The sequence below is a fragment of the Dyella subtropica genome, assembly GCF_026283965.1.
Taxonomy (GTDB): domain Bacteria; phylum Pseudomonadota; class Gammaproteobacteria; order Xanthomonadales; family Rhodanobacteraceae; genus Dyella_D; species Dyella_D subtropica.
The window spans coordinates 101,049-124,801 of the sequence record NZ_JAPDPD010000010.1; the positions used below are offsets into that span (position 1 = coordinate 101,049).

Below are 23,753 nucleotides of genomic sequence, written 5' to 3' on the forward strand. Positions count from 1 at the left end.
CACGCTCCACCCCCTTGCGCCCAAAGCTAATCAACGCGGGCTACGCGGAGATACGGAACAGGCTCTTAGGGGAGATCATGCTGTCGTCACTGCTGTTGAGCATCGCACTGCTTGCGTCCCAGCCGGTCGATACCGGTATGGGGGCACCGACATCCGCACCGGGCAGCAGCATGCTGCCCACGCCCCAGTTCCGCAGCTACGGCACCGTCAACGGTCTGCCCAGCAGCAGTGTGTATACCGTGGCGCAAGGGCCTGATGGCGCCATGTGGTTCGCCACCAAGGGCGGTATCGCGCGCTACGACGGTGTGGGTTTCAAGGTCTTCCGCCACGTGGCGGACGATCCGGATTCGCTGCATGACAACGGCATCGGCTCCCTGTTCTTCGACCGCTCAGGCCAGCTTTGGGCCGGCGGGCTGGAGGCGGGCCTCAATCGCTACGATCCGCTGACTGACAAGTTCCAGCATTGGGGACACGACCCGGCTAAGCCGGAAAGCCTGAGCAGCGACAAGGTCTGGGACATGACGCAAGCCTCGGACGGCACGATATGGGTTGGCACAACGCATGGCCTCGATCGTATGCGTCCTGATGGCCAGGGCTTCGACCATATTTCCGCTCCGGCGCCTAGCAACGACTCGGCGGGCTTCGGCGCGGTTGCAGCGTTGTATGTCGATCCGCAGCAGCGTTTATGGATCGGCGGCGCCAATGGCGTCTTCGTGCGCGATCCCGATGGCCGGATCCGCGCCGTGCCGCAGGAGCATTCCTCGGAGCCCATCGACTCTTGGCGCATCGAAGGCGACGGCGACGAAGTGCGTATCGCCTCGGCACGCGGCCTGCTGGTGGTGGGCAAGGATGGCATCGCGCGACAGTTTTGCCAGGACGTTGCAGACATCAACGTGCTGAGCAGCGCACGTGACCGCGCCGGTCGCCTGTGGATCGGTACTCAGCATGGTCTGTACCTGCAGGAGGGGCCAGGCGGTGCGGTCAAGCAAGTGGCCAACCAGCCGCTGCTGTACGGCAACCTGCCCGGCATCTGGGTGTGGAAAGTGCTGCCCGATCGCGAGGGTGGCTTGTGGGTCGCGCTGTTCGACGGCGGCGTGGCTTACCTGGCGCCGGGCTGGAGCAAGGTGAGTCGCTTCACCCACATTCCTGACGATGCCAGCAGCCTGCGCGATTCGGTCGCCACCACCGTCGCGCGAAGCCACGACGGGCGCGTGTGGGTGGGTGCGCGCAGCGGTCGCGTGGACAAGCTCGATCCCGCCACTGGCGAGGTCGAACACGTGCTGTCCGACATGCGCGGCGATGTGGTGGGTATGACGGAAGATGCGCAGAACCGCTTGTGGATCGTGACCCAGGGTCGTGTCTATCGATATACCCAGGGCAAGCTGGACTTAGTGCCTCCGGCTGAACAGGGCATGGGGCATCCGCTGGAAGTGGAGCTCGGGCCGGATGGCAAGATGTACGTGCGGACCTACAGCGAGGGCCTGTTTCGGATCGATCAGGAGACGCTGGCGGTGACGCCCGTGGCGATCAAGCCGGCCGACGAAAAAGGGCGTTGGGGCAGCCAGCTCACCTTGAAGAATGGCATTTTCTGGTACGCGAGCGACGGCGGCCTGCTCCGGCTCGATGCGACCCGCGATCATTTCGAACCTGTGCCCGGCGTGCGCAACGACCGTGCGGTGGATGCCTTCGATTTCACCGCGGACGGCATGTGGCTGGCCCGGCCGGACGGCCTGGAGCTGTATCGCTACGAAGGCGACGGACTGGCGCTGGAGCGCAAGATCGACGCACGCTACGGTTGGCCTTCCGTCAACGTCGTCGATCTCGCCGTGGACAAGCAGGGACGGGTATGGATATTGGGTCGCGACGGCATGTGGCGCTTCGATCCGGAAAGCAGCAGTTTCCGTTCCTTCGGGCTGCAGGACGGATTGAGCAACGGTGAATTCTCCCGTGGCTTCGCGCGCATGCCAGACGGCAATATCTATGCGGCCACCATGGGTGGCGTGATCGGCTTCAATCCCAACCAGGCGGATGACGGCAGTTTCATTCCGCCGCTGTCGATCACTGGCGTCGGCGTGCGCACGCAAAATGGGATGCACGCTCGGCCATTGCGGCAGGATGCGCTGGAGCTGGGTTGGCGCGACCGTGGCCTGAGCATCGAAGCGCGGGTGTTTTCCTATATCAACACGGCCGCCAATCGCTACCGTTTCCGGCTTGGCGGTTTCGACAGCGACTGGGTCGACACGGGCGCGCGTGGCGAGCGTGAGTTCGCCGGCCTGACATCGGGCGACTACACACTGGAAGTGATGGGCGCGGGCGCGAATGGCGAGTGGGGCACGCTGGGCGCACCGTTGCGCATTCACGTGCAGGCGCCGCCGTGGGCACGCTGGTGGGCGTGGTGCGGGTACGTACTGATCGTCGTGTTGTTGGGGCGGCTAGCGTTGCTGATCTGGCGCCGCCGGCTGGCGCAGCGCCACCAGATTCAGCTGGCCGAACAGCGCAGTCGCCTTGCCGAACAGGCGAGCGCGGCCAAGACGCATTTCCTGGCCACCCTCAGTCACGAAATCCGCACGCCGATGACCGGCGTGATGGGCATGGCCGAGCTGTTGCTGAGCACGCCGCTCGGCCTGCAGCAACACGAGTATGCCGAGGCCATCCAGCGCTCAGGCAACATGCTGCTGAAGCTGCTCAACGATGCACTGGACCTGGCCCGGATCGAGTCAGGCAAGCTGTCGCTGGAAGTGGCTCCGTTCGATCCGCGCACCCTGGTCAAGGAAGTGGCCCAGTTGGGGCAGGGTCAGGCGCGTAACAAGGGTCTGCATTTCCAGGTGGCGATGGCCGACGATCTGCCGGCGAGAGTGTTGGGCGACGCGTTGCGCGTGCAACAGATCCTGCTCAATCTCGCCAACAACGCACTGAAGTTTACCGAGCACGGCGGTGTGACGTTGCGTGCTGTATGCGAAGGGGGCGGTTTGCGTTTCAGCGTGATCGACACCGGCCCAGGTATTCCCGAGGCCAGTCAGGCGCGCCTGTTCCAGCGCTTCGAGCAGGCCACCGGGCCGCAGCGTCGCGTCGGGAGCGGACTGGGCCTGGCGATCTGCCGCGAGTTGGTGGCGCTGATGGGCGGCAGTATCGAACTGGAGTCGAAGGTGGCCTACGGCAGCAGTTTCCATGTGCGCCTGCCGCTGGAGGTCGTGCAGGGTGAGGTCACGGCTGTCGCCGCACCAGCGCGTGCGCGGAGTGCTGAAGGTTTGCAGGTCTTGCTGGTGGAAGACGACGTCATCGTGGCGGCCGTCATACGCGGTCTGCTGGAGCGCCAAGGCCATGGCGTGCGTTACGTCGGTAACGGTCTGGCGGCAATGACCGAGCTGGCCCAGGGCGGCTGCGACGCGGTGCTGATGGATCTGGATCTGCCCGGCGTGGACGGATTCCAGGTCGCGCGCCTGATCCGTCAGCGCGAGCCCGATGGCGAACGCCTGCCGATCATCGCGATCACGGCACGTTCCGGTGGCGATGAGGAAACGCGTGCGCGCGAGGCGGGCATGGATGGATTCCTGCGCAAGCCGCTGACGGGTGAGCAGTTGGCAGAGGCGCTGGCGGGCACCACTGCCGCTGCGGGGCGCGTCTCCTCGTAGGAGTGCACCCTGTGCGCGCTCCTACATGTCGTGCTTGGCGACGTCGATGCCCAGTCGCTTGTATTCGCCCCAACGCGTGCGTGAACCGTCGCGCTCGGCGGGTTCTGCAGCGACCACTTCCAGTACGCGCTCGTAGTGGCCGGCGGGGCAGGTCTCGCGCAGGTTGATCAGCATCGGCCGGTCCGGCGTATCGATGCCCGGCGGCACGATCAGCACCGCCGTGTTCGCGTCGTCATCGTCGCCCGCGAGCTGATGCGGGATGAAAGCATCCGCATCGAAATCCCACAGCAATTCGTCGATGGCCTCGGCTTGGGCGAAGTCGCGCGCCAGGATCAGCGTAGGCTGTTGCGCTGCATAGGCACGCTTCGCCAGTTCGCACACCAGCAACAGCGGCTGTTCGCGAAAGCGGGGCTTGTCGATCAGGTAGAAATCGGCGCGGGGCATATAGAGCGAGTGAGTGGGTGAGGGAGTGAGGAAGTAAGTAAGGGGCAGCCACGTCGCGACTCGCCCCTTGCTTCTTACTTGCTCTTATTGGCCTGATCCAGCAACCACTGCGCCAGCAACGGCACCGGTCGGCCCGTGGCGAGACCTTTACGACCCTCGTCCCAGGCTGTGCCGGCGATGTCCAGATGCGCCCAGCGCTGGCCTTCGGTGAAGCGCGCCAGGAAACAGCCTGCGGTGATCGCACCGGCGTTCTTGCCGCCGATGTTGGCGACGTCGGCGAAGCCGGAGTCCAGTTGGGACTGATAGTCGTCCCACAGCGGCATGCGCCAGGCGCGGTCGAGCGTGGTTTCGCCGGCGGCGAGCAGTTCGGCGGCGAGGTCGTCGTGCTTGCTCATCAGGCCGCTGGCATGTTTGCCCAGTGCGATGACGCAGGCACCGGTGAGCGTGGCGGCGTCGATCAGCACCTGCGGCTGGAAGGTCTGCGCCGTGTAGGTGAGCGCGTCGCACAGAATCAGGCGGCCCTCGGCGTCGGTGTTGAGCACTTCGATGGTGAGACCCGACAGGCTGGTCAGCACGTCGCTCGGACGATAGCTGTCGCCGTCCGGCATGTTCTCCACCGCGGGCACCACGCACACTAGATTGAGCGCGAGCTCCATCCTCACCGCGGCAACGAACGCGCCGAGCACGCCAGCGGCGCCGCCCATGTCGAACTTCATTTCTTCCATGCCCGGGCCGGGCTTGAGACTGATGCCGCCGGTGTCGAAGGTGATGCCCTTGCCGACGAAAGCGTACGGCTTGTCGCCCTCATGGCCGCCCTTGTATTCCAGCACGACCAGCTTCGGCTTGTTGACCGAGCCGCGACCGACGGCCAGCAGCGAACCGAAGCCGAGCTTCTCCATCTCCACGTGGTCGAGCACGTTGCAGCTGACCGTGTCGTGCGCATCCGCAAAAGCCTTGGCCTGGTCGGCGATGTAGGCGGGGTTGCAGATGTTCGGCGGCAAGTTGGCCAGCTCGCGCGCATAGCGCACGCCCTCGGCGATCGCGGCGGCTTGCTCCAGGCCGGGCGTGGCGTCGCTACTGCCTGCAAAAGCGATGGCGGCGAGTTCCGGTTGCGCACTCTTTTCGCGCGGCTTGAAGGTGGCGGTGTAGCGATACGCAGCGTAGTCGGCGGCGAGCGCCGCGGTGCGCACGCGCCAGGCGGCATCGCGGCCCGGCACATCCACTTCGGTGAGGCAGGACACGGCGGCTTCGATCGGCAGGCGGCCGAGTGCGCGCGCGGCCTCGATGCTCACCTTCTGATAGCGCGCACTGTCGAACGACTTCTGTCCGCCCAGGCCGATCACGAGCACGCGCTTGGCCACCACGCCCTCCGGCCCGAACAGCACCGTGGCGGTGCCGGCCTTGCCGCTGATGTCGCCGCTTTCCACCTGGCGCTTGATCGCGCCATGGGCGGCGGTGTCCACGCGTGCGGCGGCACTGGTAAACATGCCGTTCTCGTAAACACCGACGACCACGCACGGCGTGTCGATCGTTTCCGGGGCGACGGGGCCAAGACTGAACTGAAGCGTCATCGATAAGATCCTGCGAAAGTCCGGCAGCGGCGCGGACAGGCTAGACTTGGGGTTTGCCGGCCCGGTTGGGGCGAGGCACGGAGCCCTTCACTTTACCTCATGCTGAGCATCCTCGATCGATACTTCCTGCGCGAGCTGGCCCAGACCGTGGCCGCTGTGGCCGTAGTGCTGCTGGTGATCCTGGCCGGTTCGGCCTTTGCTCGCGTGCTGCAGCAAGTGGCGAATGGCAGCTTTCCGGCCAGTGTGATGTTCCAGGTATTGGGCTTGAACATGCTCGACGGCCTGGCCAATCTGCTGCCGCTGGCGGGCTTCCTCGGCGTGTTCTGGTCGCTGGGTCGGATGTACCGCGAAAGCGAAATGCATGTGCTGGCATCGTCCGGCATGGGGCCTGGTGGCCTGCTGCGTCCGGTGGCGATCCTCGCCATGGGGCTGGCGCTGATCGTGGGGCTGGTGTCGCTGTGGTTGGGTCCGTGGGCCACCCGCACCTCTGACGCGCTGGTGGCTGAGGCGAATCGTTCGGTGATCGCCGCTGGCCTCGATGCCGGCCGCTTCACCGAGCTGCCGGGCAAGGGTGGCATCATCTTTGTGGACACGCTGAGCCGCGACGGCAGCGTGCTGGGCAACACCCTGATCGTCACCGAGCGCGCGGGCAAGAAGGGCGGCCCCTCGGTGGTGAAGCTGGTGACCGGCAAGAGCGGCCAGCTGTATCAGGACAGCAACGGCGATGGCCGCTATCTGGCACTGCATGATGGCTGGCAGTACGAGATTCCACTGGGCGCCGACAACTGGCGCAAGATGCAGTACGAGCGCAACGATGCGTCGCTGTCCAATGTGCAGAACGACAATAGCGACGAGGACCCGGCGCACACGCTAGGCACCTTTGCGCTGTCGCATGTGAATACGCCCAATGCACGCGCCGAATTCGCCTGGCGCATCACGGTGCCGGTGATGGCCGTAGTGCTGATGATGTTGTCGCTGCCGCTGTCTCGGCAGAGTCCGCGCGAGCCTCGCTACGGTCGCATGCTGCTCGCGGTGCTGGCGTTCTTCCTCTATTTCAATCTGCTCGTGCTCTGTCGCAGCCAGATCATCAAGGGCCACTGGCACAACGCCGGTCCGATGTGGCTGGTCAGCCTGCTGCTGTTCGCGGGGGCCGCGTGGATGTTCCGCAACCAGTACACGGCCCGCCGGCCGCGCAAGGGCACCACTTGATGGCCGCGCTTCGGGTCAAACGCGTCGACTGGCTGATCGGCACCAGCGTGCTCGGCTCGCTGCTGATGGTGTGGCTGCTGCTGACCGGTTTCGACGCCGTGCTGCAGTTTCTGCGTCAGCTCGGCGCGGTGGGCCGCAATGGCTACACGCTCAGCAACGCCGTGGTGTACGTCCTGATTACGTTCCCTCGCCGCATGTACGAGATGTTCGTCCATTCGGCACTGATCGGCGGTCTGCTGGGCCTGGGTAGCCTCGCTTCCAGTGGCGAACTGACGGCGCTGCGTGCGGCCGGCATGTCCAAGCTGCGCATTGGCGCATCGGCGATGGGCGTGGTGGTGGCGCTGATCGTGGGCGTGGTGATTCTCGGTGAGACGGCGGCACCCTGGGGCGATCGCCAGGCGCAGGCGATGCAGCTCAGGATGAAGTCGCACAACCTGGGCATGGCGAACAACACCGGCCTGTGGGCGCGCGATGGCGACCGCATCATCAACGCCAAGGCCGCCATTGCCAAACAGAACGGCACACACAGCACGGTGCAGCTGGCCGATGTGCGCGTGTTTACGTTGATGCCGAACGGCGAGGTGTCGCGCTTCGATTGGGCCAAGACCGCCGAACACGATGGCCACCAGTGGGTGATGAGCGACGTGCGCAGCACCACGTTGGACGATCAGGGCACACACAGCACGACGGCTGCCATCCAGCGTTGGGATTCCAGCCTCAACCCGCAGGTGCTGGAGCAGTCGGTGATCCAGCCGCAGTACCTGCCGATGCGCGACCTGCGTCGCAACATCAACTACCTCGAAGCCAATAATCAGAACCCGGGCGTCTACGCGGTGGCGTTCTGGACGCGCGCGTTGTACCCGCTCAACGTGCTGGTGCTGGTGCTATGCGCCATGCCGTTCGCGTTCGGCGCCTTGCGTTCGGGCGGCCTGGGCAAGCGCATGTTCATCGGCATGCTGCTGGCCATCGGCTGGTACTTCCTGCAGAAGGCCATGGTGAACTTCGGCACCGTGTATGGCCTGCCGCCGCTGCTGGCGAATCTGTTGCCGGCGATGATTTTGGCGCTGGTGGCTTGGCTGTATTTCCGCAAGAACGGCTGATCCTACTTTTGTAGGAGCGCACCCTGTGCGCGAAGCGGTTCGCGAGGGCCGCGCTTTTTAAGCATTGGCCCTGCCAGCGCAGAGCTTTCACTCGGACCATCCATGGCCCTGGCCCTGCCGGCGGCTTCGGCGTGCAAACCGGCTGCTGGTTTGTCGCGCACAGGGTGCGCTCCTACCGTGGATCCGGATGGGACGATGACCTTTGGGCCATCACGGATGCGTAACACAGGCTGTCTAATCTCCCGCATTTCGCTGCCCGTCTTGGGCGGCATCTCTGGGGGCGGAACCAGTCCGCTGCGCAACAAGGAAAAGGTCGACATGAAGGTCATTCTGCGTGGGCGGATGTTGCCGCTCGCCATTGCTTCGCTTTTGATCAGCAGTACCGCATTCGCACAGAACACGTCGTCATCGCTCAGCGGCCGTGTGCTGGATGCCGCCGGCAAATCGGTGGCCGGGGCCAAGGTGCAGATCGTGCACGTGCCTTCGGGCACCACTCAAATGGTGACCACGGATGCGGACGGCCGCTACAAGGCGCAGGGCTTGCGCGTGGGCGGCCCGTTCGACATCACGGTGAGCAAGGACGGCCAGGCCTCCGGCGAGAAGGATGGTGTGTACCTGCAGTTGGCACAGGAAAGCAGCATCGATCTCAACCTCGGCGCCACGGCCTCCAACGCCACCAATCTGCAAGGCGTGCAGGTAAGCGCGGACAGTTCCAGCGTGGCGATGGCGCAGATATTCCAGCCTGACGCCAAGGGCATCAGCACCAACGTGTCGCAGCGCGAGCTGAAGATGCTGCCGATTCCGAACCGTTCGATCCAGGACATCGCGCGCCTCGATCCGATGATCACGGTGACCAACAAGAGCAAGGGCGAGATTTCCTCGCTGGGCCAGAACAGCCGCTACAACAACATCAGCATCGACGCGGTGCCGACCAACGATTCCTTCGGCCTGGAAGACAACGGCCTGCCGGCACTGAACCAGCCGGTGGCGCTGGATGCGATCGAGGAATACAACATCTCCACCGCCAACTACGACGTGGCCAACAAGCGCGCAGTGGGCGCGGCGATCAACATCGTCACCAAGAGCGGCACCAACGATTTCCACGGTTCGGCCTATTACGCCTTCCGCAACGCCAACAACATGGTGGGTGAGGACAAGGCGGGCAACACCTTCACCGGCTTCAAGCGCCAGTGGACCGGCGGCGCCACCTTCGGCGGGCCGATCATCAAGGACAAGCTGTTCTTCTTCGCCAACGTGGAAGAGTCCAAGACCATTGCCGCGGCACCGAACTTCGGTCCGCTCGGCTCGGGCAAGGGCAATATCGTGCCGATCGCGCAGTCGGACATCGACCGCATCACGCAGATCGCCGGCAAGCTCGGCATGCAGCCGGGTGTGGTGAATGCCGCCGGTGCGAACCAGGACGAGAAGCGCGGCCTGTTCAAGCTGGACTGGAACATCGCCGACGGCCATCGCGTGAGCTTCCGCTTCGACCGCGTGAAGAGCACCCAGCCGAACCTCAACGGCTACAGCACCTCGTCCACCGCGCCGAGCCTTAGCCTTTCCAGCTACTGGTTCACCAAGAATCGCGAGAGCAAGCAGTACGTGCTGAATGCGTACGACGCGTGGACCGACAGCTTTTCCACCGAAGCGGCAGTGTCGTACTCCACCTATGACGCCACCCCGATACCGTACGCGCAACAGCCGCAGGTGCGGGTGTTCACCAACGGCAACATCAGCGGCAGCACCATCACGGGGCCGAGTGTGTACCTGGGTGAGGAAGAGTTTCGCCACTACAACGTGCTGAACATCAAGAGCCTCAACACGTTCTTCGCTGGCACCTGGGCGCTAGGCGACCACAGCGTCAAGGTCGGCTTCGACTTCCAGCGCGACAAGTTCTACAACTTGTTCGGACGCACCGAGTTCGGCGCGTATACCTTCCCCAGCATCGATGCGTTCGCCAACAGCAACTGGTTCCAATACAGCGTGTTCCGCCCGACCAACGGCGACCTGCAGAGCATCGCCGCGCGCTGGACCTTGAACCAGTGGGGCCTGTTTGCGCAGGACACCTGGCAGATCGGCAACCTGTCGCTGCAGTACGGCTTCCGCTACGACCTGCCCAAGGTGAATCAGTCGCCGCTGGCCAACCCGGCGTTCAATGCGGCGTTCCCGGGCGTGCCCAACAACGCGACTTTCGACGGCAATGGTCTGTTCGAACCGCGCGTGTCATTCAACTACAGCTTCGACGGCGAACGCGCGATGCAGTTGCGCGGCGGCGTGGGCCTTTCGGAAGGCGCGCCTCCGGGCGTATGGCTGTCCAATCCATACACCAATAACGGCGTGACGCTGACCAGCTACTCGGCATCCAACGGAATCGGTTTTTCGGCCGACCCGAACAACCCGCTGATCCCGGCGGGCGCGCGCAAGGGCGGTTCGCCCGAAGTGGACGTGACTGATGCACGCTTCCGCATGCCGTCGGTGTGGAAGATGAGCCTGGGCTTCGATCGCCAGCTGCCGTGGTGGAACACGGTGTTCACCGCCGAGGTGGAGCACCTGTCCACGCGCGACGGCATCTACTTCCAGGATCTCAACCTGGGTAAGTCCACGGGCGCATTGCCGGATGGCCGTCTGAGCTACTGGAACACCACCGATCCGAATGCGTTCCTCGCCAACGGCAAAAGCCCCACCGGCCAGACGCTGTGTGCCACGCCTGATCGCAGCTGTGCCGCCGCACGTGCGAACCGCAATCCGCAGTTTGGCAACGTGATCTACCTGAGCAACACCAAAAACGGCGAGGCGACGTACCTCACGCTCAAGCTCAGCCGTCCATTTACGGCGGATTCGGATTGGTCGGGCTCGCTCGGTCTGGTGTTCGGCCGCGCCACCGACGTCAGCTCAGGCAATGAGAAGGTCGCCGCCAGCACTTGGGCGAACGACGCAGTGGTCAATCCGAACGCCGACAAGGCTGGCCACACCAACTTCGAAATCGCACGCCGTGTCATCGCCTCGCTCACCTGGCAGCATCGCTTCTTCGGCGACTACGCCACCAGCATCAGCGCGTTCTACGACGGCCACACCGGCCAGCCATACAGCTGGGTGTTCGGCAACGACGTCAGCGGCATCAAGCCGGCGGGTCTTTCTGCACCGCCTGGGTTGATGTACATCCCGCGCCAGGGCGATGTGCTGTTCCAGAAGGGCACGCCGCAGCAGGCCATCGACCAGTTCTACGCCTTCATCCAGCGCGAGAATTATTTGAAGGATCACCAGGGCCAAGTGGCCGGCCGCAACGATGCGCGCTCGCCGTGGGTGAACGAGCTGGATCTGGCCTTCCGTCAGGAAATTCCGGGCATCTTCAAGGGCAACAAGGGTGAGCTGCGGCTGGACCTGTTCAACGTGATGAACATGTTCAACAAGAAGTGGGGCCAGGTGCACGATGTGGGCTACCCCTACATGCGCAGCCTCGCCAACTTCGCTGGCGTCGATCCGGCCACCGGCAAGTACGTCTACGCATTGCCGACCGACAAGGCCGGCAACTTCAACAGCGGCGGCTACGTGCTTGAAGACGACCGCGCGCAGTCGCGTTGGTCGGTGCAGGCGACGGTGCGCTACACGTTTTAGACGATGAACGATGAACGCGGGACGGGGCATGGTATGTCGTAATGCGACATGCCATGCCCATGCTGCATCGCCAGCTCCTACAGTCGCTGCATCTGTTGCTGCATGAACGGCTGGGCGAACTGCGCTGCCAAGTAGCTCCCGCCCCGTCATCCTTCAAACTCCATAGACCCTCAGAACGGTATGTCTTGCAGCTCGGCGTCGAAATCACGCATGGAGATTTCCTGATGCCAAAGTTTCAGCCGCTTCTTGAGCTGCTTGATGTCTTGGCATGCCAGCATGTCGGATTCAATATGGCGGATGTGACCTCTGACTCCCTTGATCTCAGCGGCAAGCGAGCGTGAGGCGGACTTGGGCGTAAGGGGCTCAAAAGGGTTCAAGTTGAATTGATCGCGGAACCTTGCTTCGACATCGAGTAGCTCGCGGTCCAGTTCGCCGATCTGCCCTTTCAGGATCTTGTTGTAGTGAGTCAGGCGACTTTCGTTGATGTTGTCGATCGCTGCCTGGTCGATGTGTTCCAGCTCAAGTTGTAATTCCAGCAGCCTCAGCAAGTCATGCTTCTCATAGGCCTGATTGACCTGCTGCATCAAAAGCGTTTTGCGCTTGCGTTCGGCGAGATCGGTTTCGCGGTCGGGGTGAAGCGCACTAGCTAGTTTTCGATAGACCTCGCGAATGGAAAGACTCAGCTGCGCCTGTTCGGTACGTGCTTTTTCTTCCGCGGCTATTTGCTTGGCGGTCTTTTTTCGCTGCTTGGACTTTTGTTCTTTGCGCGCGCTATCGCGGGTTTCTTCGTCCCTCATCTTCTGCTCGATATGATCTTGGGCGCGTCCCAGCACGTCTTCGAACGAGGCGATGTCCTCCCCAAGATCCAAGCCGAACATATCCTCGACGGTCTGTTTCATCGCATCGACGTTAGCGGCGAGCTCACTGTCGAAGTCGAGGTCGCTATGCCGGTTGTAAATCGCCTTCAGTTCGGCATCGTCGAGTTTTTCGGCCAGGTCGCCGGCGAGCACGGCAATGACTTTCGACAGCATGCGGCGTTCGGTCTTTGTCAGGCCCTTGAGGTCATGTGCTTGATCCATGGCGCGCACCAATCCGGCCAGCATGTCCTGAGATGTTTTCACCAGGGGGAGCAGTTCGTCGAGCACCTTTTTCTGGATATGAGGGGTGATCGCTTCCCAATCTCGCAGTGTCGCGCGCCGTTTCTCTATCTGCTTGATCAGCGAATTAAAGGTTTTCTGCTCTTTCGAAAGGCCGGCCTGATCTGCACCGGGTGCAATGCTGACGAATTTCAGTTGGTTTCGCGTCACGGATAAGCCCCGGTCGAATCAATGGCATCAGTTTAACTTGGCTGCCGTCCAGAAGGCCCGCAGGCTGCGCCACGCGGGCCAGTCTGCCCAGTGCCGCGCAACCCACCCTGCAAGCCTTCTGGACGTCATGCCGGGTGCGTGGCATAGATCAGAGCATCCCTTGTTCGACGCGGTTGAACGCAGTGGGAGGTGGCGCATCTGTCACGACACCTCCTGCTCTGAGCGGGCGCCCTGGTCGCCAACGCCTGCTGGCATGTGCTTTGGAGAGACCCGTTCTAATGTGGGCCACGTCTAGCTAGCATGATGCATCGTGAGTAGATACCTGCCCGTTATCGCCAAGCCACGTATGAGCTCGTCGGTGGAGGTATCTTCCACCGGCCGCGGCATGACGCTCGTGCATATGCCGGGAGAATTGCACTACAGCACGGCGCCAGCGCAACGTCACGCGACGGATGCAGGATCACCGGGCATAGTCCCCGCACCGTTAACCGAAGCCGATGTGATGGGTGCGCGTGCCGCAAACTTTTCGGCGGCCAACTCCTCTGCGATCGTGCCTGTTGTATCTACCTCAGTCGGGCCCGGCGTGATGCAGTGCTATTTCGCGACATCCGCAACCCGCAAGCTCAGCGCCTTATCATTGAAGCGCGCGCGAGACTACGTCGCTGCATTGAGGCCGGATCTTTCCGCGCAATTTGCGGATATCGAGCGTGATGAGGATAAAAGGACTCTTATCGATACCTGGTTGACCGAGCATATACGGGTCACCATGCGCGATGTCGACGACTGGGCCAGGGGTGTCGTTCGCAGCGTGCCGCTGGTGTTGAGGACAACGAAGGCAGTGGTACGTGGCAGTGGCGATGTTCCCTCCGATGCCGACGACGAATTGCTCGAATTCCAAATTGGCTTGGATGAGGACGAATACACGGCGGGTGAATTGGAGGCGTTATATCGTCAGCTGCGCGAGCGTGATGCGCCGCATGATGCTGCGCGGCGGGAACTGGTCCTGGTGCAGAGCCTGACGCTTGAGCAGCGTGCCGAAGATGCGGATAGAGAGAAAGGTAAGCGCCAGCACTATGAAAACCCTTACTTCAGCGACAGTGACTCTGACTCCGGTACGGATACCGACGGTAGCGACACCGAAGACGAAGCTCAGTACGTCGCCAGCGATGCTCGGAAAAAGGCAACGGCAAAGCGGATCGCGCGCGAGTCGGTGCTGCTCAAGCCAAAGGCGGCGACGACCAAGCTATCGAAGCTGGTCGAAACAACGAAACTAAGTGATTCCGACATCGAGGAAGCAGAGAGCTCCAGGCAGGACGCCATCAATAAAGTGATATTCAAAAAGGGCCAGAGGCCACCGAAGCTCTTTCGCAAGAGCCCCAAGTTTCTTTATCCAAGCGTCAAGGTTGCTGATAGAGCAGCGCTTCCTACAAAGCCGACCGCGCAGGAGGCCGAAGATCTGGCCAAGCTCAATGAGCTCCTGGCCGGAGGTTTGTCCATCGGTGATGCGGAAAGACAGCTCGCCTCACGCTTTGTCGTCGCCCAATACCGGGGGCTGTTCTATTCTCACAAGAGCTTTACGAAGCGCAAGCGAGCTCGCCATCGCGGGCTGGACGAAAGAAACCAGCCAGCGTTCTCCAGCGCTGCTCTGGATGAAGGGTCCTTGGGCCCCGGCGGCTTTTACTATCTCAATAGTGCCGAAGGGAGGGAGGGGGCGCGTAATGCTTATCAAAGCCAGATCCTTGAGGTTGCCGAAAGCATCAAGCAGACATTGCTGGCCTTGCGAGCGCCGAAGCCAAAAGAGTCGCTCGAACCAACCCGCAAGGCAGTCGGGCGTGCCACGGAGAATTTCAAACCCACGTCGTTGGCCGACATCAGTACACACTTCTATAGCCAGAATTATGATGCCTACCACAAGGCGCTTGGCCAATTTGTCAGTGGCGATCTGGATGAAGAAGATCCACTGTATCCCTTGTTTGAGGGTCTGACGGGCGGTGGCAACCCCAAAGTATCCACAGGTGACGTGCCTACTCACGCTGCTCGCTACGCCTATGGCTTGAAGCCGTATAAAGGCCATGAAAGCGAAGTGCTGGAGCCCGAGTACGACGAGCACGGCACACCCAAACATCCCTATTCCGGACGTATATACGTCTCGCTACATCCGTTGACGGACTATGAAGAGAACGGGCCAGAAGCGCTGGTTGAACTGCAGCGGCAAAAGCGTATCAATATCGGGCAAGTGATCTTGCCAGAGCGCGAGACGCCTTTTGAAGGTTACCTTGGCGCTGGCCGGATAAAACATCAGCTGGCGGCGAAGTTTCCCGATTTCCGCAGACCCTATAAAACCGTTTACGCGGAAAAATATGGGCTTTCGAAGGAAACGTTCGATGGGTTCCGTGAAGCCATACGGGCGACTGATCCGGGAAGTGATGAGCGCATATTCGTGGAGGCGCTGCTATCGACTTTCCTCGCCATGCATGCGGAAATTCGTGCCATTGAAAAGGCGGAGATCATTGCGCGCGAGAATCAGTCGCGGCTGATTTATCGAACCGGACCGAAGTCGTTCGGTATAGCCCCACTACCGCTCGGTGATAAGGCGTCTTCATCTTCCTCCTCGTCTTCCCGGTCCACCACGCGAAAGGCGGATGCTGGTGCAAAGAAGGCTGTGCGTAAGCGCGCGATAAAAAGTGGTTCGCCGTCTTCATCTTCTCGGTCCACCACGCCGTCACCACGCGCGAGTGCATCGAAAACTGTGCGTAAGCGGCCGGCCAAGAAGTCTTTATCGTCACCATCATCGTCCAGTTCGCTCCCAACACCGTTAACGGCTGCAGTAACGACAGGAGGGACAAAGCGTAAGCAGCCTGCGCTTTCATCCTCATCTTCGCCCTCGATAAAGTCGACGGCAGCGGATGAGGTCGACGATTTGCCGCAGGATGCCAGCACGGCAACGGAGCCTACCCTGAAGCCATCTAAACGAAAGACCAAGAGACCGAGAATCATCCCGGAGGACGAACCGTGACTGGGCTTTGCGCCCGCGCACACGCAGCGCGGGCTTGATCGATATCGGGGCCTACCAGCACCCTGACCTGGGCCGATGGTCTCGACGGGCCGGGGCGGTTCGCCTCCTGCCTGTCGAATGCCGACCGGGAGACGGAAGGCGGTTGGCTTGTCACGCGCCGGCCAGAAGACCAAGCTTGGCTTCTGTTTCGGCAGGGAGACGATCACGTGGAATGGGTGGATCTGCGCAGCGATACGGTGACCCGGCCCACGCCCGCGATGCGAGCGGCGATGGTGGCGGCAGACGTGGGCGACGATGTTTATGGGGAGGACCCGACGGTCAATGCGCTGCAGGCGCGGCTGGCGGCGGACCTTGGTTTCGAGGCGGGGTTGTTTGTGCCTACGGGCACGCAGTCCAATCTGCTGGCGCTGATGTCGCACTGCGAGCGTGGCGACGAATATTTGGTTGGCGCCGATGCGCATACCTACAAGTTCGAAGGCGGCGGCGCGGCGGTGCTGGGCTCGATCCAGCCGCAGCCGATGGCGCATGATGCCGATGGCACGCTGCCGTTGGACAAGCTGGCTGCGGCGATCAAGCCGATCGATCCGCACTTCGCTCGCACGCGTTTGCTTGCTTTAGAAAACACCTGGCATGGTCGGGTGTTGCCGTTGGGCTATCTGCGGGCCGCGCGCGATTTTGCCCGCGAGCGAGGGCTGGGTTTTCATCTCGATGGCGCGCGGCTGTTCAACGCGGCGGTGGCTAGTGGCGTGCCGGCGCGTGAGATTGCGGCTCTGTTCGACAGCTTGTCGGTGTGTCTGTCGAAGGGGCTGGGTGCGCCGGTGGGCTCGGTGTTGCTGGGATCGGCGGCGCTGATCGACAAGGCGCGGCGCTGGCGCAAGGTGGCCGGTGGTGGCTGGCGCCAGGCGGGCATGTTGGCGGCGGCGGGGATGTATGCGCTGAATCATCATGTGGCGCGGCTGGCGGAGGACCATGCGCGTGCGGTGTCGCTCGCCGAGCAGCTTGGTCAGATCGCGGGCGTTCGATTGCTGGGGCAGTACACCAATATGGTGTTTATCGATGTGCCGGCGGATCGCTTGCGCGATTTAGACACCCATTTGCGTGCGGCTGGGGTGCGCATCAGCATCGGTTATCTGCCCACGCTGCGGTTGGTGACGCATCTGGATGTCGACGATGCTGGTGTGGCGCGCACGGTGGAGGCGTTCCACGCCTTCTTTGCAGGCGGCTGACGGCTGATGGTGCCCGCCCTTGGGATAAGGGCGGGCATCAAGCTCTCAATCCGGCACTCGCTCTCGAAATACATTCATCGTCGCGGGGCGCCTTCCGGGCGCCAGTGGCTGTTCCGCTGCGTGCCCCAGGGAGACCAGCAGCGCTACGGCCAGGTCGTCGCGCCGCTCGGCACCGATCGCCTGCTTCACCAGGGCTTCGTCCCAGCCGTTCATGGGGGACGTCGCCAGGCCCCGGCTTTGCGCGGCGAGCATGAAGAAGCTGGCGGCGATCATCGCGTCTTTGATCGCGTACTCGCGCAGTGCGCCACGAGCAGCCAATGCTTCCTGGAACGATTGCGATTCGGCGGCGAAGAAGTTGGCGAAGGCCTCGCTCCAGGCGCCGTTGGTGCGAGCCAGATTCACGATGTCGGAGCGATCGTGCGTGTGCGCCATGCAGTCGGCAAGAAAGACCACCATCACCGGTGCCTCTTGAGGCTGTGGCTGCCCACCGGTGGCGTGCGCCAAGGCCTGACGTCCGCCTTCGCTGGTGACGATCACCAGCTGGCGATCCTGCAGGTTCCAGCTCGACGGTGCGGCGAGCGTGAGTTCGATGAGTTCGTCCAGCACGCGCGGATCGACCGCGTCAGGGCGGTAGTGACGCACCGCGCGTCGCTGACGGATGGCGTCGGCGACGGACAGGCTGGCTCCTTGGGTTCGGGGTAGCGCAGCTTTTTCCTCATAGCGGGACACCGCCGGTGGCGCCTGTAGTAGCTGGGCGAAGCGCGCCAGGGCGTGTTGCACAGGTGGCGAGGCCATGTGCTGCTCGAAGGCAAGGTGGTCGCGGTAGTGCTCGCTGACCTGGAAGCGGGTGGGGTCGTCGAGGTGTTGGCGCACGCTGTAGGCGAGGGCGCCATCCTCGGCGGCGGTGGTTCTGGCGAGGTCGGCAAGCAAGGCGTGCACGGTGCCGATCGAATCCTCACGCGCTTGCAGTTCGGCAACGAAGATCATGGCGTGGCTCCTGGGGAAGGGAGCCGCCAGCCTCGGTCATTTCGGCCAGGGCGGATTGTAGAAATGCGAATAGTCCGGCGCGACGCGGCGCAGCTCGCCAGGCGTGAAGCCGGTGAGTTCGCGGAACTCGCGCACCTGCTGCGCCTGGTCGTAGTAGGCCGTGTCGATCAGGGTGGTGAGTGTGGCCTGGGGTAATGTGGTCTGGGGCGGTGCCAGCAGCAGGCTGCGGATCGAGCGGCGCAGGCGTGCCAGCCGGCGAAAGCGCGCGGGCGTCAGTCCAGTGGCCGCGCGGAAGCGCTTTTCCAGCTGGCGTGCGCCGAGGCCGACGTCTCGTGCGATGTCGGCTACGCGCGATGGCTGTTGCAGCAACGTACCGACCGCCAAGTCGATGGCGGCGCCGCGACGAGGGCGCTGGCGCTGTGCCAGGAAAAAGCTATCCAGCAGCGCTACGCGTTCGTCCATGGAGGACGCCTGCGCGATCTGTTCGAGCAAATCGTTCGCGGCTTCGCCCCAGACATCCGTCGCCGCGATGAAGCTGTCGGCGAACAAGGTGACCGGCATGCCAGTGAGCTGAGTGCCTGCGCCCGCCTTTATACGTACGGCGATGAAACCCAGTCCACCGTGTTGGAACAATTCCACCGGCTGCGTGCGAACACAGCTCAGGTGCGCCTGTGGCAAGGTGTCCATGCCGCAGTCGTTGCGTGCGGCAAACGGACGGCCGTAATGGAAGAAAATCTCCAGTCCGCCCGGACTGGGCATCAACGGCAGCAGGCGAAGCGCGTCTGCGCCTTCCCAGCTCCAGTAGCGATCGATGACTGATCTCAACGGTGCGGCGGGAAGGCGGTGAACGATCTTCATGTCGTCCTGGGTGTTGGCTCAGCCGACGGCTTGGTCGAAGCGCCGAATGAAGTCGCGCACCTGCGGATAGACGACTTCGCGCCAGCGTCGGCCGCTGAAGATGCCGTAGTGGCCGGCGCCTTCGATCACCTTGTGCGCGCGATGATCGGCGGGAATGCCGCTGCACAGGTCATGCGCGGCTTCGGTCTGGCCGAGGCCGGAGATGTCGTCCAGTTCGCCTTCCACGGTGAGCAGGGCGCTGTGTTTGATCGCGCTGGGTTTCACGCGCTCGCCCGCCACATCCCACAGGCCACGCGGCAGCAGGGCTTGCTGGAACACGGTGCTGATGGTGTCGAGGTAGTACTCGGCCGGCATGTCGAGTACGGCGTTGTATTCGTCGTAGAACTTGCGGTGCGCCTGCGCGTCGTCAAGGTCGCCGCGCAACAGGTCCAGGTAGAAATCCCAGTGCGAGTTGAGGTGGCGATTGGGGTTCATCGCGACGAAGCCGGCGTGCTGTAGGAAGCCGGGATACACCTCGCGCCCGCGGCCGGGATAGTTTGACGGTACGGTGTGGATCAGGTTGCCCTTGAACCAGCTCAGCGGCTGCTTGATAGCGAGGTTGTTGACGCCGGTGGGGTTGCTGCGTGGTTCGATCGGGCCGCCCATCATGGTCAGGCTGAGCGGGGTGTCTTCACCGCGCGCGGCCATCAGCGACACGGCGGCGAGCACCGGCACGGTGGGCTGGCACACCGAGATCACGTGCAGGCGGCGCGCGCCGATGTGGCGGATGAATTCCTCGATGTAGGCCACGTAGTCATCGAGATGGAACGTGCCTTCGCTGGTAGGCACCATGCGCGCGTCGACCCAGTCGGTGATGAACACCTTGTGGTCACGCAGCAGGGTGCGCACGGTGTCGCGCAGCAGGGTCGAGTGATGACCGGAGAGTGGCGCGACCACCAGCACGACCGGGTCGGTCTTGAGCTTTTCGATGGTGTCCGGATCGTCGCTGAAGCGCTTGAAGCGCTTGAGCTGGCAGAACGGCTTGTCCAGTGCCACGCGCTCGACGATAGCGATCTCCTGGCCGTGAGCCTCTACCTGGTGGATGCCGAAAGCGGGCTTTTCGTACTCCTTGCCCAGGCGATGCAGCAGCTCGTAGCCAGCCGCCATGCGCTGGGCGCCGGGGATGTGGGCGAAAGGACTGGCTTGGTCGGCGAGCATCCGTGCGCTGGCGTCCGCGTAGTAGCTGAGCGGGCCGAGGATCGAGCGTTGCCACTCGTGGATCTGGTAGAGCATGGTGCGGGACCACCGGGGGTTCGAAAGACGGCATCTTACCCGGTCTGGCGGCGGTCTGCTGCGATGCCGCAAATCAGCTAGCTGTAGTTGAATCAGTTGCTTAGCGTTTGTGACAGACCAGAAGCAGCTCGTCCACACCCTCCGTATCGCCCATGCCGGGCCGCCATTGCAGCGGTTTCTGCAGGTGCAGTGCCAGCGGCATGAACACCCGGTTGTACCACCACATGGCGCGCTCTCGCTGATGGATGAGGTACCACTGACCCAGTTCGAGCAGACGCGAGGATTTGGGCTGCATGCCGTAGATGGCGCTGCGTTCGATGTAGAAGCCGTGCTGGGCAAGCAGGGTTTCGATTTGGGCCGGTTCGTAGCGGCGGCAGTGGCCGACGAAGTCGTCGAACGCGGTCCAGGCTTCGGGGTGCAGCGGCACCGACATCAGCAAGGTGGCGCCGGGTGCGGCGACGCGCGCCAGTTCCGCCAGGGCACTTTGGTCGTCAGCCACGTGCTCAAGGATGTCAAAGGCGCAGACCAGATCGAAGCTGGCATCGGCCCAGGGCAGGGCGCCAATCATGCCGTGCACGGCTTCCGCCCCGCGCTGGCCTAGCTTGCGGAGTGCGGCATGGCTGAGATCGACGAAGCGGGTGCCTTCGAGCGGCAGGCGGGGGCGCAGACCGGGGGCAACTTCCAGTCGGCGCGGCGCGGCTGTGGCCAGCTCGCTGACCAGTGGCCAGGTGTTGAAGCGTTCGGGTGGCACCAGCCGGGCTTCGGACCACAGCGATTCATAGAAGCTGTGATTGGTGCGGATCAGGTCGGCGTCGCTGGGGGGCTGAGTTAGAGCGCTTGGACTGGGCATGACGGTTAGTGTCGCTCGGAGCGTGCTGAGGCGGGTGTGAAGCAGGTTGCTGGGAATGGGTGAGGTGGTCGCAAGGGCTTACCCCCTCCCAGCCTCCCCCTGCAAGCAAGGGGAGGAGCTAAGAGCTCGCGACAACCTGCTCCCTCCCTTGCTTGCGACGCGAAGCTAGTCCCGTGGGACAGGGGAGGGCTGGGGAGGGGTAAGCCCTTGAGAAAGCCCCTCCTCAGTCCAGCATCCGCAGACGCCAAAGCAAACCGTCAGCCGATCCGCCGCAATTCCGTACTGGCCGCGATGTCGTGCATAGCGCGGCGGCGCGGATCGATCAACGCCATGGCGAACCATGCGGCCCAGGTGATGGCGACGGCCCATAGCGCACCGCGCGTACCGATCCATGGGGCGAGTTCCAGCAACAGCAGCGGCGCGCCCGCCACGATCAAGCGAATCAACGCCTGCGGCAGCGAGAGGCGACCGCCGTCAGCCCGCGTCACGCGGATGCGCCAAGGCCGCATGCCCAGCGTTTGCCCACCACGCAGCCACGACACCACGAAGTACGCCGATACCACCAGGCCTTGCAGCGGTTGATACCACCACGCGATGCGTGCGTGGTCGCCGGTGCTGATCAGCTGCCCGCCGGTGATGCGCTGGCAGACGTAGCCGACCACCATCACCATCGCGATCACCGCGAGCAGGTCGTAGACCAGTGCGATCAGGCGTCGCCACAGCGGGCAGGGCGGGACTTGGAGGCTTGTGCTCATCGGTTCGCTTGCGTCGGGCGCGCGCAATGGCCAGCATCGCGCGCATGTCAGAGAAGTCAGCAAGTATCGCCGATGCCGATGAGCGCAGCATCGCCGCCTTTATCGAACGAGTGTGGTCAGAGGATGGTTTGTCCGACCGCACGCTGGACGCCTACCGGCGCGACCTGGAAGGGTTGGCGCGCTGGCTGGCCGGTCGCGGGCTAGGTCTGCACACAGCGCGGCGCCAGCATCTTTCGGAGTATCACGGGGCGCAGCCGGTGGCGGTGCGCTCGCTGGCGCGCCGGCAGTCGGCGTTCCGGCGCTACTACGGTTTTGTGGCGCGGAACGAGCCGGGCTTCGAGGACCCGACCCTGCTGATCGAGCGGCCCAAGATGCCGCGCAGCCTGCCGAAGGCATTGGCGGAACGTGAGATCGAAGGGCTGCTCAACGCGCCGGATGTCGCCACCACGCTGGGCTTGCGCGACCGCGCCATGCTGGAACTGATGTATGCCTCGGGCCTGCGCGTGTCGGAACTGGTGGAGCTGCCGTTGGCCGGCTTGAACCTGCGCCAGGGCGTACTGCGCGTGACGGGCAAGGGCGGCAAGGATCGCCTGGTGCCGGTGGGCGAGATGGCGCTGGAGCGCATCGAGGCGTATCTCGCCGCCGCGCGGCCGGTACTGGCGAAGGGGCGGCAGCCGGCGGCATTGTTCCTCAGCAAGCGCGGTGAGGGCATGACCCGCCAGATGTTCTGGACGCTGGTAAAGCGTTACGCCGTGCAAGTGGGGATCGTGTCCAAACGCATCTCGCCGCATGTGCTGCGCCACTCCTTCGCCACCCACCTGCTCAACCACGGCGCCGACTTACGCGCGTTGCAGATGCTGCTTGGGCATAGTGCGCTCAGCACCACGCAGATCTATACGCTGGTGGCGAAGGAAGGCCTCAAGCGGCTGCATGCGCAGCACCATCCGCGCGGATAATTGCCGGGCACAACTGAGAATTGTCTGACGGAGTCATTCATCCAGCTGTGCGAGAATCAAGCGCTTCCGCCGTCATTCCCGAGCGCGGAACCGGAAGCGAGCGAGGTTTGACATGTTGAAGAAGTGGTTGCTGGCCCTCTGCGCCAGCCTGTTGGCCTCCCAGGCCTTTGCGGCCGATGTGGCGGCGCCGTCCAGCGCCGAGAACGCCGTTCGCCAAGCCGTGATGGGCCTTGCCAAGGTGAAGATCGAGTCGATCAAGCCTTCCCCCCTGCCGGGCTTCTATCAGGTGATCGCCTCCGGCCAGCTGGTCTATGTCAGCGCCGACGGCAAGTACATGATGACCGGCAACCTGATCGATCTGGGCAGCAAAAAGGACATCAGCGACGCGGCCTGGGCGGAGTTTCGCAAGGCCGAACTGGCCAAGGTGCCGACCTCGGACCGTATCGTGTTCGCGCCGGCCAAGCCGCTGCATACGGTCACCGTGTTCACCGACGTCAATTGCGGCTATTGCCGCGCCCTGCATGAGCATGTGGCCGATTTCAACAAGGCGGGCATCGCCTTGGAATACATCGCCTGGCCGCGCGAGGGTGTGAACACCACGGCTGGCAACCCCACACCGACCTATACCGAGATGGTATCGGTCTGGTGCGCCGCCGACCGCAAGGCGGCCTTCACTGCCGCCAAGGCGGGCCAGGCGCCCAAGGCGACCACGTGCACGAACCCGGTGAAGGATGAATTCGACCTGGGTGTGCGCCTGGGCATCACCGGCACGCCGACCATCGTGGCCGAGGACGGCAGCGTGCTGGGCGGTTACATGACCCCGGAGCAATTGCTGAAGGCGCTGGACAAGCGCAGCAAGGCCGTCGGCGGCTGATCGGTCGGTTCAAGCCTGCGTGGCTGATGCCTTCTCCCTGGGGGAGAGGGTGCCGGCAGGCGGATGAGGGGTCGGGCGGAG

16 protein-coding genes are annotated in these 23,753 nt (G+C 63.4%); 8 read left to right on the forward strand and 8 right to left on the reverse strand.

Annotated elements, in window-relative coordinates; all coding sequences use genetic code 11:
* The first annotated feature begins 77 nt into the window (after positions 1 to 77).
* Positions 78 to 3,632 carry a hybrid sensor histidine kinase/response regulator gene (locus OUZ45_RS10540; protein ID WP_266170001.1) on the forward strand — a complete coding sequence of 1,185 codons (3,555 nt, stop codon included), beginning with the start codon at positions 78 to 80 and terminating at the stop codon, positions 3,630 to 3,632.
* Between the two features lie 21 nt (positions 3,633 to 3,653).
* Here the strand turns inward: OUZ45_RS10540 and OUZ45_RS10545 are convergent, their stop codons facing one another.
* Together OUZ45_RS10545 and OUZ45_RS10550 are read right to left on the reverse strand one after the other, a co-directional pair.
* Complete coding sequence (locus OUZ45_RS10545) at positions 3,654 to 4,076, reverse strand: DNA polymerase III subunit chi (RefSeq protein WP_266170002.1); 423 nt, start codon at positions 4,074 to 4,076, stop codon at positions 3,654 to 3,656.
* A gap of 74 nt (positions 4,077 to 4,150) precedes the next feature.
* On the reverse strand, positions 4,151 to 5,647 hold the full coding sequence (locus tag OUZ45_RS10550) for a leucyl aminopeptidase (protein ID WP_266170003.1): 1,497 nt from the start codon (positions 5,645 to 5,647) through the stop codon (positions 4,151 to 4,153).
* Positions 5,648 to 5,746: 99 nt separating this feature from the next.
* Here OUZ45_RS10550 and lptF point away from each other — a divergent pair, with 99 nt between their 5' ends.
* The 3 genes from lptF (at position 5,747) to OUZ45_RS10565 (ending at position 11,571) form a co-directional block, all read left to right on the forward strand.
* Positions 5,747 to 6,856, forward strand: coding sequence for an LPS export ABC transporter permease LptF (gene lptF / locus OUZ45_RS10555; RefSeq protein ID WP_266170004.1), 1,110 nt, complete (start codon positions 5,747 to 5,749; stop codon positions 6,854 to 6,856).
* On the forward strand, positions 6,856 to 7,956 hold the full coding sequence (gene lptG, locus OUZ45_RS10560; RefSeq protein ID WP_266170005.1) for an LPS export ABC transporter permease LptG: 1,101 nt from the start codon (positions 6,856 to 6,858) through the stop codon (positions 7,954 to 7,956). Before lptF ends, lptG begins: the two co-directional genes overlap by 1 nt.
* A 318-nt stretch (positions 7,957 to 8,274) precedes the next feature.
* Positions 8,275 to 11,571, forward strand: a complete 3,297-nt coding sequence (locus OUZ45_RS10565) for a TonB-dependent receptor (protein ID WP_266170006.1) — start codon at positions 8,275 to 8,277, stop codon at positions 11,569 to 11,571.
* A gap of 170 nt (positions 11,572 to 11,741) precedes the next feature.
* Here OUZ45_RS10565 and OUZ45_RS10570 read toward each other — a convergent pair whose 3' ends face one another.
* Positions 11,742 to 12,878 carry a J domain-containing protein gene (locus OUZ45_RS10570; protein WP_266170007.1) on the reverse strand — a complete coding sequence of 379 codons (1,137 nt, stop codon included), beginning with the start codon at positions 12,876 to 12,878 and terminating at the stop codon, positions 11,742 to 11,744.
* 310 nt (positions 12,879 to 13,188) lie between these two features.
* On the opposite strand from OUZ45_RS10570, the gene OUZ45_RS10575 reads away from it, so the two are divergent.
* Both OUZ45_RS10575 and ltaE read left to right on the forward strand, forming a co-directional pair.
* Positions 13,189 to 15,894, forward strand: coding sequence for a hypothetical protein (locus tag OUZ45_RS10575; RefSeq protein WP_266170008.1), 2,706 nt, complete (start codon positions 13,189 to 13,191; stop codon positions 15,892 to 15,894).
* Positions 15,895 to 16,100: 206 nt separating this feature from the next.
* Positions 16,101 to 17,120, forward strand: a complete 1,020-nt coding sequence (gene ltaE / locus OUZ45_RS10580; protein WP_266170009.1) for a low-specificity L-threonine aldolase — start codon at positions 16,101 to 16,103, stop codon at positions 17,118 to 17,120.
* Positions 17,121 to 17,165: 45 nt separating this feature from the next.
* Here the strand turns inward: ltaE and OUZ45_RS10585 are convergent, their stop codons facing one another.
* The 5 genes from OUZ45_RS10585 to OUZ45_RS10605 all read right to left on the reverse strand — a co-directional run bounded on the left by OUZ45_RS10585 (position 17,166) and on the right by OUZ45_RS10605 (position 21,842).
* Entirely contained in the window at positions 17,166 to 18,107 is a 942-nt protein-coding gene (locus OUZ45_RS10585; protein ID WP_266170010.1) for a nitroreductase family protein, read from the reverse strand.
* A gap of 36 nt (positions 18,108 to 18,143) precedes the next feature.
* Positions 18,144 to 18,965: an AraC family transcriptional regulator gene (locus tag OUZ45_RS10590; protein ID WP_266170011.1), complete on the reverse strand. Its 822-nt coding sequence runs from the start codon at positions 18,963 to 18,965 to the stop codon at positions 18,144 to 18,146.
* Positions 18,966 to 18,983: 18 nt separating this feature from the next.
* The gene (locus tag OUZ45_RS10595) at positions 18,984 to 20,237 is read right to left on the reverse strand and encodes a polyhydroxyalkanoate depolymerase (protein ID WP_266170012.1); all 1,254 of its coding nucleotides are present in this window, start codon (positions 20,235 to 20,237) and stop codon (positions 18,984 to 18,986) included.
* Positions 20,238 to 20,337: 100 nt separating this feature from the next.
* The gene (locus OUZ45_RS10600) at positions 20,338 to 21,087 is read right to left on the reverse strand and encodes a class I SAM-dependent methyltransferase (RefSeq protein WP_266170014.1); all 750 of its coding nucleotides are present in this window, start codon (positions 21,085 to 21,087) and stop codon (positions 20,338 to 20,340) included.
* Positions 21,088 to 21,344: 257 nt separating this feature from the next.
* The gene (locus OUZ45_RS10605; protein ID WP_266170015.1) at positions 21,345 to 21,842 is read right to left on the reverse strand and encodes an RDD family protein; all 498 of its coding nucleotides are present in this window, start codon (positions 21,840 to 21,842) and stop codon (positions 21,345 to 21,347) included.
* Between the two features lie 44 nt (positions 21,843 to 21,886).
* On the opposite strand from OUZ45_RS10605, the gene xerD reads away from it, so the two are divergent.
* Together xerD and OUZ45_RS10615 are read left to right on the forward strand one after the other, a co-directional pair.
* Complete coding sequence (gene xerD, locus OUZ45_RS10610; RefSeq protein ID WP_266170016.1) at positions 21,887 to 22,798, forward strand: site-specific tyrosine recombinase XerD; 912 nt, start codon at positions 21,887 to 21,889, stop codon at positions 22,796 to 22,798.
* A gap of 112 nt (positions 22,799 to 22,910) precedes the next feature.
* Positions 22,911 to 23,672: a DsbC family protein gene (locus tag OUZ45_RS10615; RefSeq protein WP_266170017.1), complete on the forward strand. Its 762-nt coding sequence runs from the start codon at positions 22,911 to 22,913 to the stop codon at positions 23,670 to 23,672.
* The last annotated feature ends 81 nt before the right edge of the window (positions 23,673 to 23,753 follow it).